Origin of the sequence: Rhodoferax sp. (assembly GCF_028689295.1) — a bacterium.
Taxonomy (GTDB): domain Bacteria; phylum Pseudomonadota; class Gammaproteobacteria; order Burkholderiales; family Burkholderiaceae_C; genus Rhodoferax.
On sequence record NZ_JAQTWL010000027.1, the window covers coordinates 1 to 15,185 of the forward strand.

Here is a 15,185-nt window from a genome sequence, read left to right on the forward strand (position 1 = left end):
CCGGGCAATGGCACCTTTCATGCCCTTTTCACGCGGCGTCAAGTCGAAGCTGGCGCCATAGGCCAGCATCAGTCGGCGGCGCTCTACGCTCATGCTGTCAGGCATCACCAAAATGAGTTGGTAGCCTTTGACTGCGGCCACCAGCGCCAGACCCACGCCGGTGTTGCCCGAGGTCGGCTCGATGATGGTCGCGCCGGCCTTGAGCACGCCGGAGGCTTCAGCGGCCTCGACCATGGCCAGCGCAATTCGGTCCTTGATGGAGCCGCCGGGGTTGGCGCGCTCGGACTTGACCCACACCTGGTGCGTGTTGCCGAACAGGCGGTTGATACGGATATGCGGCGTGTTGCCAATGGTTTGCAGGACATTGTCGGCTTTCATGCGGAGCTCCTCGAATTGATTGAGCAAGCATTTTGAACTACATGATCAATTGTTTTGGGCATAAGCTTAGAAGCCCGGGCAGTAAGCCGGGTTCAGCCGCGATAATCGGCGTGTGAAGCCCGCCAGACTGCCGCTGGTGCAATTCTGGAAACAGAGCACTGGAGGAACGTCCGGACTGCATAGGGCAGCGTAGCAGCTAACGGCTGTCCACTGAAAGCCCGGAGCGCAAGCCCCGGGTACAAGGTGAGGATCAGAGCAACAGAGACGAGCCGATTAAGTTCGGGTGAAACGGGCAATCTCTACGCGCAGCAATACCAAATAGGCACACGTTGATGGGGCCCCCGGAGTGTGCGGGTAGGTAGCACCGAGCTACTGAGTGATCAGTAGCCCAGATTAATGGCAGTCACGCTGAAGGCAACTTTGGCGCACAGAATCCGGCTTATCGGTGGGCTTCACAACTACTTCATAAATCGTGGGACAGACCGCAGTGACGCAGCGCGCACCAGCTCTGTCCCCGACTGATTTCGGATGTTACCCGCGCGCCAGCAATGACTGGCCCAGCGCAAACACCGAATTGGGCGCGTTGGTGCGCACCGGCTGGTGCACCGGTTTCTTGAACACACCGCGATTGGGCGCGGGCTTTTGCTCGATCTTGACGCCCTTGGCCAATTGATCCAGCACCAGACTGCGCAGCGTGACCGACTGCATGAAGTCGAGCACCTTGGCGTTCATGGTGTCCCACAGGTCTTGCGCCATGTCGGGAGTTACCGAAACCGTATCGGTGCTCGCTTTGGCAGGCGCCTCATCTTCCACCGCGCCAATGATGTCAGCCACGGTGATGGCATCGGCGCGGTGCCCCAGGGTGTAGCCACCGCCGGGCCCGCGCGTGCTGGCCACCAAGCCCTGTTGGCGCAGTTTGCTGAACATCTGCTCCAGGTACGACAGCGAAATTTGCTGGCGCGTGGCAATGTCGGACAACGGCACGGGGCCGAGCTTCTCGCGCAGCGCCACATCAATCATCGCGGTAACGGCAAAACGGCCTTTGGTACTTAATCGCATATAAATTCCTCCTGTCAGTGTCAATGATTCAGACACAAGGCAAACTGTAAGGTTCAAATCACTTCGTGTAAATTCGTATTATTAACAAATTCACTTCGTAAAATATGAACAATAGGTAAAGTAGCTGGGGTCAAACACATGAATTTCAAGCATCTCTACTATTTTTGGGTCACGGCACGCGCTGGCGGCATCATGCGCGCGGGCGAGCAGTTGCACACCACACCGCAAACGCTGTCGGGCCAAATCAAGCTGCTCGAAGACTGGCTTGGGCGCAAGCTCTTTCGCAAGAGCGGTCGCGGGCTCGAGCTCACCGAGCACGGCCGCTTGGCACTGGGCTATGCGGATCAAATTTTCAATCTGGGCAGCGAGCTGGAAAGCAACCTGCGCCAGGTGCGCGGCGCCCAGCGGCGGCTGGATTTCAGGGTCGGGGTGGCCGATTCGCTGTCCAAATCCATCGCCTACCGGCTGCTGGAGCCCGCTTTTTCGATCCATGAGCCGGTCAAGCTGCTGTGCAGCGAGGGCAAGTTCGACGACCTGCTGGCGCAACTGGCCCTGCACCGGCTCGACCTGGTGATTGCCGACGAGCCCATGCCCCGGCGCGTCAGCGTCAAGGCCTTCAACCATGCGCTGGGCAGCAGCGTGATGAGTTTTTTTGCTGCGCCCGGCCTGCTGCCGGGCATTCAGGGCAAGTTTCCGGCTTGTCTGGATGGTGTGCCCATGCTGGTGCCGGGCGCCACGGCGTCGGTTCGCCGGCAGCTCGAAGGCTGGTTCGCCAAACACCAGATTGCGCCCGTGGTGGTGGGCGAGTTTGACGATGCAGCGCTGATGAAAGCCTTTGGCCGCGAAGGCCAGGGCGTGTTCATGGCGCCGCGCGTGCTTGAAGACGAAACCTGCACGCAGTTTGGCGTGCAGGTCATCGGCCACACTGCGGAGCTGGTGGAAGAGTTCTACGCGGTGTCGGTCGAGCGGCGTATCAGCCACCCCTGCGTGCTGGCCATCACCGATGCAGCGCGCGGCCAGCTTTTTGGCACCTGACTAAAAGCGTTCGTGTGCCTGCAGGTAGCGCCATTGGCCTTCCGGCAAGCCCGACAGTGCAACCCGGCCCACGCGCTGGCGCTTGATGCTCTGGATGTGCAGGCCAACGCGCTCGCACAGGTAGGCAATCAAGCCGGGGTGCGCGCCCTTCAATGCAAAACGCAGCCGTGTGGTGCTGTCCGAGGTGCTGTTGATGCTGACCTTGACCGGTGGCAGCGGCTGGCCGTCGCTGCTCAGGCCCGCGTTCAGGCGCTGCTGCACCTCGGGCGCCACGTCGCCCGCCACTTCCACCACCAATTCGTGCTCCGTGATGGCCGCGTCTTCGGTGAGCTTGCGCAGCACCCGCCAGTCCTGTGTGAACACCACCAAGCCGCTGGCGGCGCCCTCAAGCGGCACGCAGGCGGCAAGTTTCACAAAGTGGTGTTTCAGCAGCCGCACGCCGGAAGGATCTTGCGCCCAGTGATTGGCCGGCAGCAGCAGTTGTTGCGCGGGCTTGACGCGTTTGCCCGCTTCGCCGGGGGCCGCCGTGGTCTCGAAACCGGGCGGTTTGTGCAGCAGCAGCGTCACGTCGGTGAGCGTCATCAGGCTGGCGTGCGGGTCCACCACCACGCTCTGGTCGGTTACGCGCGCCATGGGTTCTTCGACCACCCGGCCGTTGACGCTGACCCAGCCGCCTTCGATGTACTGCTCGGCCTCGCGGCGGGAGCAGTGCATCAGGTGCGCCACGCGTTTGGACAGACGTTCGCCGTCCTGGCTGAGCGGCCTGGGCGGTGGCGCGGATTTGTGAGGTTTGATCATTGGCCGCAATGGTAACCAATGGCGTGTCAGCTACCAGCTCAGCGGGTCCAGTTGGTAAAACTGGCTCAGCTCCCGGTACAGTGCCGCGTGCTCCTCAGCCATGGCCTCGGGCTGCTCAAAAAACACCTCGGAGATCACAGCAAAAAATTCGCCCGGGTCGGTGGCGCCGTAGTCGCTGAACAGCGACGGCGCGCCGCGCGTCACGCGGGCTTGCAGCGTGGCAAATTCGCTTCCCAGCACGCTTGACCAGCTTTGCCTCTGCGCCCTTCGCCCGAGCCTGGGCGCACCGTTGGCGCTGCCGCTTTCCTGATCGAGCTGGTGGGCAAATTCATGAATGGCCACGTTTTGCCCGTCGTCCACCACCGCCGCACCGTCCAGTGTGTCTTGCCACGACAAAATCACCTGGCCCTCCGACCACGATTCGCCCGCCAGCACCTCGCGCGAGCGGTGCGTCAGGCCGATGTGGTCCACCTGGTCGCGCTGCACCACAAAACTGTCGGGATAGACCAGAATCTGCCGCAGATTGGGGTAGTAGCCGCTGGGGCGGTTCAGGATCAGCAGGCAGGCATGGGCGGCAATGGTGACGCGGATCTCGTCAGTGATCTCAAGCCCGTTGCAGCCGATGAACGTCTTCTCGGCCAGGAACACCTGCATGTGCTGCTTGAGCTGCAATTGCAGGTCGGCGGGCAGCCGGCGCACATAGGGCATGCGCTGCTGCAACACCGCGCGCCAGGGCGCCGGAAAGGGTTGGGCACGCAGTCGCTGGCGTTTGCGTTCAAGCAGCCAGGGCGCGCCCACCAGCCACAGCACCAGTAGCAGGCCCAGGCAGGAAATGATGACAGCCGGCATGGCACTGTGACGCTTACGGCATCAGTGAGGTAATGCGCGCCACATGCGCCATCAGCGAGCGCTTGGCGACTGGCCACATGCGCTGCGGCACGTCGGCATACACCTGCACCAGCCAGTCGTCGAGCGTGCCGTCGGGCTGCGCCTGCATGGCGGACATCACCTTGGCTTCGCGCTGAAGGCGGTGCGCCTTGAGTCGGGCGATGGCCTGCGCGGCCTCGTCGTCCGGCCCGCCGATCACGTAGCCATGCGCGGGCAGGATGAACTTGAGCTGGTGCGCCGTGCAGGCGTCGTGCAGCACATCCAGCGAGTGCAGGTAGTCGCTCATGTCGCCATCGGGCGGGTCCACCACCGTGGTGCTGCCGTTCAGGATGTGGTCGCCGCTGAACAGCAAGCCGTCTTCCAGCAGCAGCAAACACAGGTGATTGGCGGCATGGCCGGGGGTGTAAAGCACCTGCAGCGTGTGAGTGGTGTCAGACATCCTTCGGCCCGAGGGCGGGCCTCCTACAGCGACATCTGCCCCCACCGCAATGTCTGCATCCCGTAGGAGCGGCGCTCCCGCCGCGAAGGTATTTTTGCCAAGCGTCAACAACTCGCCATCCTGCAACACCCTGTCCGGCGCAAACACACTATGCGCCCGCGCCGTGGCGGCACTCGGCAGGCCCAGAATTGTCGGCTGGTTGGCGCACATGGCCTGCAGCGGTTTGGCGCCGGGCGCGTGGTCAGGGTGCGAGTGGGTGCAGACAATCATGCGAATGTCGCCACCCGCTGCGCGCCACAGTTTTTGCAGGTGGGCATCGTCCGCCGGGCCGGGGTCGATGGCGATGAAGCCGGTGCCTGGCTCGCCCACCAGGTAGCTGTTGGTGCCGGGGCCGGTCATGGCGCCGGGGTTGGGGGCGGTAAGGCGCTGCATGTTTTTCAGCAGCGGCACGGCCTGCTCGTATTGCCAGTCGAGCGCGTGGGCAATCTGCCCGTCCGGGCACACCAGCGCCAGTTCGCCATAAGCCGACTCGTGCTCCATGAAGCGCGCCTCGCGCCCGGCCAGCAGCCCGGTACGCGGGCAACTGGTCCACAGCGGTTCCTCGGACGCGGCGCAGGCCTGTAGCACGGCATCGACCGTGGCCAGCCCGTGCAGGCGCTCCAGCGTGACGATGGTCGGGTAGATCATGAAAAAGCCGCCCGCCTGGTGCCGCGCCAACGCGTCGGCGGGTCGCACCCAGACCGGCTCGAACTGCTCGGTTTCATCGGCCACCGGCGTTTGCCCGGGCGGCACGCGCGCCACCAGAAAACCCACATCGAAACGCTTGGGCAGGTCGCGGTCGGTAATCCAGCGCGCCAGCACATAAATATCGCTGGCGGCAAGCGTCAGGCCGCGCGCCGCGCACTGGACGCCAAAGTCGCCTTGCCGGTCCAGCGCGTCCACCTCGGCCTGTGTGGCCCAGCTGCCATCGGCATGGCGCGCCAGCAGCACGCCCAGCTCTTCAAAACTCTCTCTAATTGCGGCAATGGCCTCGGTCAGCGCCTGCGCGCTTTGCGTGGCGCGGCGCTGCGCCAGCGCGTGGCAGCAGCCGTCGGCCGCATCGATCCCGCCGCCCGGAAACACATAGGCGCCCGGCACAAAACTGGCGCTGTTTGAGCGCCGCGTCATCAGCACCTCCAGGCCCTCGGGCGTGTCGCGCAGCAGCAGCACGGTGGCGGCAGCACGGGTGGCAACGGGTGGGCGGGCAGGGTGCAGCAGTTGGGAATGGCGGGGCATGGGCGGAGGATATCAGGCAAGCCGGCTGCTTGACGCCCGTTGTGAAGGGGCTAGTGCCTGGCCTCTCTCTCTTTGTGCGTGAAATCAGAAAAGAGGATAAACTGATTATCATATTTCAGGAGAAATTCATGAGTGCCATCGCACTCACCGTGACGGAGTTTTCTCGCGGGCTGTCAAATTTTCTGAATCAAGTGCAATACCAAGGGCAAACACTGGACATACAGCGTGGCAAAAAGCTCGTCGCCCGGGTGCTGCCCGCAGGCGCATCAAATGGCTTTCCGATCGACCTGTTGGACAACCTGCTGGCGCAAGGCCCGCAACTCAGCACGTCAGACAGGCGGTCCATGGCCGAAGATTTGGGCGCAGTGCGGGCCAATCTCACCAATCGGAACGATCCATGGGCCTTGTAATTGACACCGACGTTTAGGTGTTGGCGGAAAAATCTGATCACCCACTCGACCTGGCGCGCTGGACAAACTATGGCGGTGCCTATATGAGTGTGGTCACAGCCAGCGAACTTCTGGTGGGTGTGGAGCGTGCCAACACGCCTGAGCGAAAGGCGCAACGGGCTGCCTTTGTGGAACATCTGCTTTCTCTCATTCCAATTCTGGATTTTTCCTTGCCCGTGGGTCGAACCCATGCGCGCATGCTGGCAGGGCTACCCAAAAATCTGACCGCTGGTGCGTATGACGCTCTGATTGCGGCCACAGCAATTCATTACGGTCATACGTTGCTCACCCGTAATGTTTCAGATTTCACGATCTTTGCGGGCCTCAAAGTTGAGGCATTCAGGATTTAAGCGGAGCCTCACGTTGTGCACCTGCAACGCGACATGCTGCGGCACGAAGGTGACAAAAATGTCAATTTCTTTAAGTTGCGTAACAAAATGTGTCACCTCTTTGGGCGCATCACTGACAAATCTTGTTACAAACGCGGCTTTTTGAGCCTGGAACAGGCTGGCACGGAACCTGCTGCATAGGCCAAGCGTTCAGATGATGGTTTTTCAATTTAAAGGAGTTTGTGATGAAACGTTCTATGCAAAAGGGTTTTACCCTGATCGAGTTGATGATCGTTGTGGCGATCATTGGTATTTTGGCTGCCGTGGCTTTGCCGGCTTATCAGGATTACACGGTGCGGGCTAAGGTGACAGAAGTGATTCTGGCTGCTTCAGGTGGCAAGACGGCTGTGGCCGAGTGGTTTCAGACGAAAGGGTCTTTGCCTGCTGCTGGCTCATTGACTCTTGCTGACCAAACATCCAAATATGTTGCTAGCGTTTCAGCGGGCGCCGGCGGCGTAATCACTGCAACTGCAACGGCTGAAGAAAGCAAGATTTCTGGCGCTACTATTACCATGACTCCTGCTGACGCAGGAAATGGTGTGCTGAATTGGACCTGTGGTGGCACTATTGATGCTAAGTATCGCCCGGCTAGCTGCAAATAACTCAGCATAAGTTTTGATAAGAAGGGCTCCACGGAAGTGGGGCCCTTCTTTTTTTAGGTTGTAAGTACCAGACTATGCAGGTAACTCAAAATAATCAGGAATTGGTTTCCAAATTTGTTTTGGTTTCATCACAATCTTTATGTTTAGTTTTTCTTTTTCTATTACTCGTAGCGGTTTACTGGTCTGGTCTGCATGGCAGCTACATATTTGATGACATATCCAACATTGTTAGCAACATTGCATTGCAAGCCTTCGACGGATCATTTCAATCTTTGTTTGCAGCTGCCACCAGCGGAAGATCCAGCCCCCTTGGTCGCCCCCTCAGCATGGCGACTTTCGCGCTGAACTTCCATTTTTTTGGCGACTCCCCTTTTTCGTTCAAGCTTACCAATCTGGCCATTCACATGGCCAATTCCATGCTGGTGTACCTCTTGGCGCGTCAGTTGTGGCGCCGCTTGGGTTTCGACACCCGCAGCGCCCGTTCACTGATCCCTGCGTTATGGATCACTGCCATCTGGGCCTTTCACCCGATCAATCTGACACCGGTTCTTTTTGTGGTGCAGCGCATGACGAGCCTGTCGGCGCTCTTCATGCTGGCTGCGCTAACGCTCTACCTGTATGGACGTCAGGCAAAAAACATTCCCGGGTTTGTTGCCATTGCGACGAGCTTGCTGCTGTGCTGGCCGGCTGCGATCCTCTCCAAAGAAACCGGGCTACTGCTCCCGTTGTATGTATTCTTGATTGAATGGTTGGTACTTGGCACCTTCAGTACAGTTTCAACCAAGGTGAAATGGCTGACCTTGCTGTTGCTCGGTGCTGCAGTGATTTGGGTGTGCTGGGCAAAGTGGGGCTTTATCACCGCGGGCTACAGCGTGCGGGACTTTAATTTGCGTGAGCGCTTGCTTACCGAAACCCGCGTGCTCTGGTTTTATGTGCGGCAAATGCTGTTGCCCACGCCGGAAGTCTTTGCCCTTTTTCATGACGACATTGCCATATCGCGCGGGCTGCTTCAGCCGGCCTCCACCTTGCTGGCGATGGCGGGCTGGCTCGCCGTGGTGGCGCTGGCCCTGCAACAGCGTGCACGCCGGCCGCTGTTTGCGTTTGCAGTGTTTTGGTTCCTGACGTCTCATTTGCTGGAGTCGAGCTTCTTTCCGCTGGAAATTGCCTATGAGCATCGCAACTACATGGCATTTTTGGGCCTGCTTGTCTGGCTCGCAAGTCTGCTTTTTTCAGATCAAAAAAAACCTACATGGCTGGTGCCCCGGCTGGTGTTGGCAGGCAGTTTTGTTGTTTTTTGCGGGCTGGTCACCAGTCTGCGTTCACTGCAATGGGCTGACGAATTCCATCGCACACAAATTGAGGTGTCCGACCATCCGGGTTCGGCACGCGCCAACTACCAGGCTGCCACAGTGGCCATGCAGCGCACCTATGAATCAGGTGGCGGTGGGCCGATGGCTTACCACATGGTGCAGTATCACTTCAAACTTGCCGCCAGGCTGGATGCAAACAGCAAGGCACCACTGATGGGCTTGCTCTACCTCGACTGCACGGCGGGTGTGCCCAAAAACGTTGAAACTTTGGTGCAATTGCAGGAGCGCTTTGCAACTGGGCGATTCACCTTTGGCGACCGCGCGGTGGTGCAGAGCCTGTCTGGGTTGTTGGTGGAAAACCGTTTGTGTCTTGGCGACCATGAAGTGACGGCACTCATCAATGCAGCGCTGTCCAACCCCTCGGCAGATGGCCCCATACGCGGCATGATCTATGCGGTGGCCATGGACCATGCAGCTGCCAAAATGCATGACACACCGCTTGCGTTGGCTTATGCTCGGGCAGCCGTGGCCAGTGACCCCGGCAGCGTTGCGCTACGCGTCAATTTGATCCATCTGTACATTCAGTCCAATCAGGTGGAACAGGCGCAACAGGAGTATGCCGGCCTGATGACCCGAAAAGTCGCTGCCAAAGATCAGGCAAGCGTGAATGAACTGAAGAACCTATTTGAGACGATGGAGAAAAATGCAAACGGTCGCCAAAAAACGGGTTGATACCTACTCAATTGTGATTCCTGCCCGCAATGAAGCCGCTGGCCTGGCAAGCCTGCTGCCGGCATTGGCAATGCACTTGCCTCCGGCCACAGAAATCATCGTCGTCAACGATGGCTCCACCGATGCCACCCTGGCAGTATGCGAAGAACGCCATGTGCGCGTGGTCTGCCACCCCTACCCCAAAGGCAATGGCGCCGCCATCAAGTCCGGGGCGCGGGCGGCGCGTGGTGATGTGATCGTCTTCATGGACGCCGACGGTCAGCACCGCCCCGAAGACATTCCCGCTCTGCTGCAAAAGTTTGAAGAGGGCTACGACATGGTGGTGGGTGCGCGGCAATCCGGCTCGCAGGCCGGCATGCATCGCGCGGTGGCCAATGACGTGTTCAGCCGCTTTGCCAGCTGGATGGTGATGCAGCCCATTGCCGACCTCACGTCGGGTTTTCGGGTGGTGCGGGCCGCCCGGTTCAGGCAGTTTTTGTACCTGCTGCCCAACGGCTTTTCGTACCCCACCACCATCACCATGAGCTTTTTCAGGGCCGGTTACGGCGTGGCCTATGTGCCGATCCATTCACCGCGCCGCAGCAGTGGCGCCAGCCACATTCACCCGCTGCGTGATGGCGTGCGCTTTTTGCTGATCATCATCAAGATCGGCACGCTGTTCTCGCCGCAAAGGCTGTTTCTGCCGGTTAGCGCCGGTTTCTTTTTGATTGGTCTGGGCTACTACCTGTTCACCTATCTGACCGAGGGCCGCTTTACCAACATGAGCGCGCTGCTGTTCATCTCGGCCGTGTTCACCTTCCTGATCGGCATTGTTTCCGAGCAGATTTCTGCGCTGCATTTCAAAGACATCGACACCAAAGACGTGCAAGGTGACTAGCTTGAACGTCTTGATGAGCAGCACCTCGTTCCCACAAAACCTGCAGGACTGGCGCGGCCGCTTTATTGCCAACCTGGCTGGCGCGCTGTCCCGCCGCAGCGATGTCAAGCTGTCGCTTTGGGCGCCGCCGGGCGACTTGCCCGCCTGTGTTGCAGACGCCGCCACGCCTGCGGATGCACTCTGGCTGGCGCGCTTGTCAGAGCAGGGCGGCATGGCCCACCTGCTGCGCACGCGCCGCGCGCTGGCAGCCGGGTCAATCCTGAGCTTGTTGACGCGTCTGGGCCGCACTTACCGCCGCCATCCTGCTGACGTGGTGCATGTGAACTGGCTGCAAAACGCCTTGCCACTTTGGGGCACCAACACGCCCGCCCTGATCACGGTGCTTGGCACCGATTTTGGCCTGTTGAAGCTGCCCGGCATGACGCCGTTGCTGCACGCTGTACTGAAGCAGCGCCGCGCCATTCTTGCGCCCAACGCCGACTGGATGCGCCCGGCGCTGGAGCAGGCTTTTGGCGACGTGGCCGAAATCCGACCGATTGCGTTTGGCGTTGACCAGCCCTGGTTCGAGGTGCTGCGCCCTGTGGCTGTCGATAAGACGCGCCATTGGCTGGCCATTACGCGGCTCACCAAAAACAAGATTGGCGACCTGTTTAGTTGGGGCGAAGGTCTGTTCGGCCAGCAGCGGCAACTGCACCTGTTCGGCCCGATGCAGGAGCAGCTTGAGTTGCCACCCTGGGTGCAATACCACGGGCCGACGCACCCGGCGGAGTTGATGCAAACATGGTTCCCGCAGGCCTGCGGCCTGATCACCCTGAGCCGCCACGACGAAGGGCGGCCGCAAGTGATGCTCGAAGCCATGGCCGCCGGGCTGCCGGTGCTGGCCTCTGACTTGCCCGCGCACCGCGACATGGTGCAGCATCGCCAGACCGGCTGGCTGGCCGCCAGCCGCGACGAGCTTTGCCAGGGGCTGGACTGGCTGGAAGACCCCGCGCAAAACCAGCAAACCGGGCAAACCGCCCGCCGCTGGATCAAGGAGTCGATTGGCAGTTGGGACGACTGCGCCGGCCGCTACGCCGCCGCCTATCAAGACCTGCTGGAGCGCAAGGCATGAGTCACGACGGCGTCTTGCTGCTGGGCGGTGCCGGCTTTATTGGCCGTGCTCTGGCCACGCGGTTGCAGCAGGAAAAAGTGCCCGTTCACATTGTGGGGCGCCACGACGTCGATCAACTGGAGCAGCTGCTGTCGCAATGCAGCACGGTAGTCCACCTGGCTTCTGCCACCACGCCAGGGTCGTCGGCCCGCCAGGCGAGCCTGGAGCTGGGCAACCTGGCCCTGACCTTGCACCTGCTGGATTTGCTGCGGGCGCAGCCGCAAACGCACCTGATCTTCTTTTCGTCTGGCGGCACCGTTTATGGCAACCCGCAGTGCCTGCCGGTGTCGGAAGACAGCCCGATGGCGCCGCTGTCCAACCACGGCGCGGGCAAGGCGGCCCAAGAAAGCTTTTGCCTGGCGCTGCGCGCTCAGGGCCATGCCGTCACCATCGTGCGCCCGTCCAACGCTTTTGGTCCAGGCCAGTCGATGAAAAACGGATTCGGCCTGGTGCGCACGCTGCTTGAGCACGCCCGTCTGGGCACGGCCATGGAGATATGGGGCGATGGCGAAAATGTGCGCGACTACATCTACATCGACGACGTTGTCGAAGCCTCGCTGCGCCTGATTCGCCTGCCTGAGGACGGCGGCACTTACAACCTGGGCAGCGGCATGGGCTACAGCGTCAACCAGGTGAAAGCCGTGGTTGAGCAGGTTTGCGGTCGAACCCTGCACGCCACCTACCGCCCGGCACGCGGCACCGATGTCCGCGGCGTGGTGCTGGACAACACGCGCCTGAGCGCCCGGCTGGGCTGGCAGCCAGGCGTGGGGTTGGCTGATGGGGTGGCGCGGACCTGGGAATGGCTGCAACGCGCATGAGCAACCTGGCCCCATTGGTTTCTGTCTGCATTGCCAACTACAACGGCATGGACGTGATTGACGACTGCCTGCGCTCGGTGCTGGCGCAACAAGGCGACATATCCGTGGAAATCCTGTTGCATGACGATGCCTCCAGTGACCGGTCTTTGGACTACATCCGCGAGCACTACCCGCAGGTGAAAGTGATAGCAAGCCCGGACAACGTGGGCTTTTGCATTGCCAACAACCGCATGGCGGCTGCAGCCAAAGGCAAATACCTGCTGCTGTTGAACAACGACGCAGCGTTGTTTCTGGATGCACTGCAGACGCTGCTTGCCGAGGCGGCTCGTCTGGCAAAACCCGCCATCCTCACCTTGCCTCAGTTTGATGCCACCAGTGGCCAACTGATCGACCGTGGCTGCTTGCTGGACCCCTTTTTTAACCCGGTGCCCAACCTTGACCCGAAGCGCGGCGATGTGGCCATGGTGATTGGCGCTTGTCTGTGGATACCCAAAGACCTGTGGGATGAAATGGAAGGGTTCCCGGAATGGTTCGGATCCATTGCCGAGGATATGTATTTGTGTTGTAGGGCACGGCTGGCGGGGTATCCGGTGCGGGCGCTTTCAGTGTCTGGCTACCGGCATTGGCAGGGGAAGAGTTTTGGGGGAGGCAAAGTGGCTGACGGGCGGCTTGCCACCACGTTCCGTCGGCGGGCGCTGTCGGAGCGCAACAAGACGTTTGTGATGGTGATGACCTGCCCAGCACCTTGGATGCAGATCATGCTGCCACTGCATCTGGCCTTGTTGGTGCTTGAAGGTACGGTGCTTTCGGTGTTACGCCTGAATGGTCGCTACCTGCAGCAAATCTACCTGCCCGCAGTAGGCGCCTTGATTCAGCACCGCCAAGAGCTACGCATGGGCAGAACCGCCTCGCAAAATAGCCGCCGCATCGCCAGTGCCGGCTTCTTCGCCGTTTTTGGTGGCTGGCCGTACAAGCTGCGCATGCTGGTCCGGCATGGGCTGCCAACCTTGCGTTGAGCTGCCCAGAATTGGTAAAAAGACGGTGGTCGAATTTGAATGTTCACCGATTGTTCAAGCTCGGCCCACCATGCGCTTGATCCAGGTCTGGACGATCAGTTCCAATCGCACGAAGTGACGGAATAACAGACGCCACAGAAAAGACGAACGTTGATCTTTTTCGGCGCGCAGTCGCGCAAGAAGCGAAAAGTAAATGATTCTGACATTCTCTGGCCGGCAGAAATACTCGATGTTGTTTTCGAAAAGGGTGCGATATGCGCGCCTTTCCACTGCGCGGTTCTCATCCTTTAGGCGTGCAGTTCGGGATTTTGGTTTCACGCGGTAGTGAAACAGCGGCTCATCAATTTGGTGAACGCTCCCCCCAATGGCGAGTATCTTCATCCAGAAATCGTAGTCCTCCATGCCGTCGATCATGTTTTCACGGTAGCCGCCCACAGCCTCCCAGGTGGTACGTCTGAACATAGAGGTCGCGAAGATCGTGTTTTCTAGCACAAACTTCTCAGCATCAAAGGCGGGTAGTTTCCATTCTCCGCGGGCCAAACCGAACCAACGTACCCTGCAGTAAACGATTTCTAGTCGGCTATCCCCTTCCAAGAGAGCACAGGCTTTTTCTACATATGTTGGCATGATGAAATCATCCGCGTCCAATGGCAGGATAAAACTCCCTTTAGCTTGGCGGATAGCATGATTGCGCGCTGCCGCCGGCCCCTGGCATTGCTGGCTGCGAATCACGATCAGTCGAGGGTCAGTCGATAATTCTCTAATGAGTTCAATCGTGTCCGGGTCAGTCGAACCGTCGTCCACAAGGATGATTTCGGTGTTCTGAGCAGTTTGCGCAAATGCGCTGGCGAGTGACTCACGGAGGTAGGCGCCATCGTTATGGCACGGGATGACGATGGAAACGCTTAAATCAGGCATGGCGTTGGATAAATTTTCTAACAAAAGACTTGAGTCGGGCTTTCCTGAACAGGGAAAGGATGATTCGACTGTTGCTCAAGGTAAACGGGTCTTGTGAGTCATTACCGAAACATTCGCGCCAGACGATGCGAGTACTTCTCCAGATGCTTACCCCTTTAAGAAAATGTCGGTAAGACCAGGGGATTGACCTGAAGGCCTGAGCTTGGTTCGCGTCGCACATATCGCCATACTCGCTCGCGAAAGCTTCGAGAAGCGGTTGGTTATCCTTTGCCCAAAGCGCGACGCAGCGGTGGAACATGTTGCTGTCGAATCCAGAAAAGTGTGCAAATCGCAGCGGCTGACCATTGACGAGGTAAGTACCCCTTGCATTACGCGAGAGCTTGCGATCCATGAGAGACCAAGTGGCGAAGTTGTATCCAGGTTCGCGCAAAACTTTCACATCGAAAAAGCACGGCACTAGATTGATCCATTTCTGGTCGGTAAAAATGCCGTTGGGTATGTCGTCGTAACATGCGAAGTCCAATCGAGCTACCCACCAGTCGATGAATCGCTCGGTCTCCGAATGCCGGTGAACGGCAAGAAAGCCCAAATTGAAAACGCCATGACGAAGGGCGCTTAATTCCATTTCCAGATTGCCAGGCACTTCGAGGTGTGGGGTGACAATAATCGGAACACTGTCTAGTAACGTAAAAAGTTCATGCAAAGGAGAATAGACAAAAGTGTCTGGATCGAGATACACAAAACGATCTATCGATGGGTGGCTCTCATATAGATATTTCAGCAGGATACCCTTTATTGCAGTGGCTGCTTCCACGATCGAATAGCGGAATACCCAAGCTTCGAATCTATCATCAGGCATCAATTCACGCGCCAAAATCACCTCGTCGACGGCGGGAAAGTTGACGCTATCGAATGCGGGCGGTATATCACGTTCGACCAAGCCGATGACGAAACGACTATTCGGATGCGCTTGCTTTAAGGACGCAGCCAGTGTGAGCGCTTTCCCGAAATAGTTAGCACAGATTGAGGTGTAGAAAATAGTGGTAGTCAAA

16 protein-coding genes and 1 other RNA gene are annotated in these 15,185 nt (G+C 59.2%); 10 read left to right on the forward strand and 7 right to left on the reverse strand.

The features are described 5' to 3' along the window. Positions 1 to 378: pyridoxal-phosphate dependent enzyme (locus tag PHF15_RS15055; protein WP_300122362.1), on the reverse strand; the 378-nt coding region annotated here is incomplete at its 3' end. Between the two features lie 114 nt (positions 379 to 492). Here PHF15_RS15055 and rnpB point away from each other — a divergent pair. Next, positions 493 to 836, forward strand: an RNA gene (gene rnpB, locus PHF15_RS15060) — RNase P RNA component class A. A gap of 73 nt (positions 837 to 909) precedes the next feature. On the opposite strand, the gene PHF15_RS15065 is transcribed toward rnpB, so the two are convergent. Continuing rightward, entirely contained in the window at positions 910 to 1,437 is a 528-nt protein-coding gene (locus PHF15_RS15065) for an Rrf2 family transcriptional regulator (RefSeq protein WP_300122364.1), read from the reverse strand. Between the two features lie 138 nt (positions 1,438 to 1,575). On the opposite strand from PHF15_RS15065, the gene nhaR reads away from it, so the two are divergent. Next, complete coding sequence (nhaR, locus tag PHF15_RS15070; RefSeq protein WP_300122365.1) at positions 1,576 to 2,472, forward strand: transcriptional activator NhaR; 897 nt, start codon at positions 1,576 to 1,578, stop codon at positions 2,470 to 2,472. Here the strand turns inward: nhaR and PHF15_RS15075 are convergent, their stop codons facing one another. Genes PHF15_RS15075 through PHF15_RS15085 form a run of 3 tightly spaced genes read right to left on the reverse strand, consistent with a single transcriptional unit; the run spans position 2,473 to position 5,872 of the window. Continuing rightward, entirely contained in the window at positions 2,473 to 3,270 is a 798-nt protein-coding gene (locus PHF15_RS15075; RefSeq protein WP_300122366.1) for an RNA pseudouridine synthase, read from the reverse strand. It abuts the gene before it with no gap. 30 nt (positions 3,271 to 3,300) lie between these two features. Further along, positions 3,301 to 4,119 carry a M90 family metallopeptidase gene (locus tag PHF15_RS15080; RefSeq protein WP_300122368.1) on the reverse strand — a complete coding sequence of 273 codons (819 nt, stop codon included), beginning with the start codon at positions 4,117 to 4,119 and terminating at the stop codon, positions 3,301 to 3,303. Positions 4,120 to 4,132: 13 nt separating this feature from the next. Further along, positions 4,133 to 5,872 carry an MBL fold metallo-hydrolase gene (locus PHF15_RS15085; RefSeq protein ID WP_300122370.1) on the reverse strand — a complete coding sequence of 580 codons (1,740 nt, stop codon included), beginning with the start codon at positions 5,870 to 5,872 and terminating at the stop codon, positions 4,133 to 4,135. Positions 5,873 to 6,000: 128 nt separating this feature from the next. On the opposite strand from PHF15_RS15085, the gene PHF15_RS15090 reads away from it, so the two are divergent. The 8 genes from PHF15_RS15090 (at position 6,001) to PHF15_RS15125 (ending at position 13,215) form a co-directional block, all read left to right on the forward strand. Beyond that, positions 6,001 to 6,282: a hypothetical protein gene (locus PHF15_RS15090; protein ID WP_300122372.1), complete on the forward strand. Its 282-nt coding sequence runs from the start codon at positions 6,001 to 6,003 to the stop codon at positions 6,280 to 6,282. 17 nt (positions 6,283 to 6,299) lie between these two features. Then, positions 6,300 to 6,671, forward strand: a complete 372-nt coding sequence (locus tag PHF15_RS15095) for a PIN domain-containing protein (protein ID WP_300122374.1) — start codon at positions 6,300 to 6,302, stop codon at positions 6,669 to 6,671. 224 nt (positions 6,672 to 6,895) lie between these two features. After that, the gene (locus PHF15_RS15100) at positions 6,896 to 7,312 is read left to right on the forward strand and encodes a pilin (RefSeq protein ID WP_300122376.1); all 417 of its coding nucleotides are present in this window, start codon (positions 6,896 to 6,898) and stop codon (positions 7,310 to 7,312) included. A 326-nt stretch (positions 7,313 to 7,638) separates the two neighbouring features. Continuing rightward, on the forward strand, positions 7,639 to 9,354 hold the full coding sequence (locus tag PHF15_RS15105) for a tetratricopeptide repeat protein (RefSeq protein ID WP_300122378.1): 1,716 nt from the start codon (positions 7,639 to 7,641) through the stop codon (positions 9,352 to 9,354). After that, entirely contained in the window at positions 9,326 to 10,231 is a 906-nt protein-coding gene (locus PHF15_RS15110; RefSeq protein ID WP_300122380.1) for a glycosyltransferase, read from the forward strand. Before PHF15_RS15105 ends, PHF15_RS15110 begins: the two co-directional genes overlap by 29 nt. A gap of 13 nt (positions 10,232 to 10,244) precedes the next feature. After that, positions 10,245 to 11,342: a glycosyltransferase family 4 protein gene (locus tag PHF15_RS15115; protein WP_300122381.1), complete on the forward strand. Its 1,098-nt coding sequence runs from the start codon at positions 10,245 to 10,247 to the stop codon at positions 11,340 to 11,342. Beyond that, a complete protein-coding gene (locus PHF15_RS15120; protein WP_300122382.1) occupies positions 11,339 to 12,199 on the forward strand; it encodes an NAD-dependent epimerase/dehydratase family protein in 861 nt (286 codons plus the stop codon). The genes PHF15_RS15115 and PHF15_RS15120 overlap by 4 nt, the downstream gene beginning before the upstream one ends. Continuing rightward, positions 12,196 to 13,215, forward strand: coding sequence for a glycosyltransferase (locus PHF15_RS15125; protein ID WP_300122384.1), 1,020 nt, complete (start codon positions 12,196 to 12,198; stop codon positions 13,213 to 13,215). Before PHF15_RS15120 ends, PHF15_RS15125 begins: the two co-directional genes overlap by 4 nt. A 54-nt stretch (positions 13,216 to 13,269) precedes the next feature. Here the strand turns inward: PHF15_RS15125 and PHF15_RS15130 are convergent, their stop codons facing one another. Continuing rightward, a complete protein-coding gene (locus PHF15_RS15130; RefSeq protein ID WP_300122386.1) occupies positions 13,270 to 14,133 on the reverse strand; it encodes a glycosyltransferase family A protein in 864 nt (287 codons plus the stop codon). After that, positions 14,126 to 15,184, reverse strand: a complete 1,059-nt coding sequence (locus tag PHF15_RS15135; protein ID WP_300122387.1) for a hypothetical protein — start codon at positions 15,182 to 15,184, stop codon at positions 14,126 to 14,128. Before PHF15_RS15135 ends, PHF15_RS15130 begins: the two co-directional genes overlap by 8 nt. Position 15,185: the final 1 nt, after the last annotated feature.

Bases quoted from the DNA above. Each gene is read 5' to 3' on its own strand.
- PHF15_RS15130 (WP_300122386.1), bottom strand. From the start codon at position 14,133: ATGCCTGATTTAAGCGTTTCCATCGTCATCCCGTGCCATAACGATGGC.
- PHF15_RS15085 (WP_300122370.1), bottom strand. From the start codon at position 5,872: ATGCCCCGCCATTCCCAACTGCTGCACCCTGCCCGCCCACCCGTTGCC.
- PHF15_RS15105 (WP_300122378.1), top strand. From the start codon at position 7,639: ATGGCGACTTTCGCGCTGAACTTCCATTTTTTTGGCGACTCCCCTTTT.
- PHF15_RS15100 (WP_300122376.1), top strand. From the start codon at position 6,896: ATGAAACGTTCTATGCAAAAGGGTTTTACCCTGATCGAGTTGATGATC.
- PHF15_RS15120 (WP_300122382.1), top strand. From the start codon at position 11,339: ATGAGTCACGACGGCGTCTTGCTGCTGGGCGGTGCCGGCTTTATTGGC.
- PHF15_RS15125 (WP_300122384.1), top strand. From the start codon at position 12,196: ATGAGCAACCTGGCCCCATTGGTTTCTGTCTGCATTGCCAACTACAAC.
- PHF15_RS15110 (WP_300122380.1), top strand. From the start codon at position 9,326: ATGCAAACGGTCGCCAAAAAACGGGTTGATACCTACTCAATTGTGATT.
- PHF15_RS15090 (WP_300122372.1), top strand. From the start codon at position 6,001: ATGAGTGCCATCGCACTCACCGTGACGGAGTTTTCTCGCGGGCTGTCA.
- PHF15_RS15065 (WP_300122364.1), bottom strand. From the start codon at position 1,437: ATGCGATTAAGTACCAAAGGCCGTTTTGCCGTTACCGCGATGATTGAT.
- PHF15_RS15075 (WP_300122366.1), bottom strand. From the start codon at position 3,270: ATGATCAAACCTCACAAATCCGCGCCACCGCCCAGGCCGCTCAGCCAG.
- nhaR (WP_300122365.1), top strand. From the start codon at position 1,576: ATGAATTTCAAGCATCTCTACTATTTTTGGGTCACGGCACGCGCTGGC.
- PHF15_RS15115 (WP_300122381.1), top strand. From the start codon at position 10,245: ATGAGCAGCACCTCGTTCCCACAAAACCTGCAGGACTGGCGCGGCCGC.
- PHF15_RS15080 (WP_300122368.1), bottom strand. From the start codon at position 4,119: ATGCCGGCTGTCATCATTTCCTGCCTGGGCCTGCTACTGGTGCTGTGG.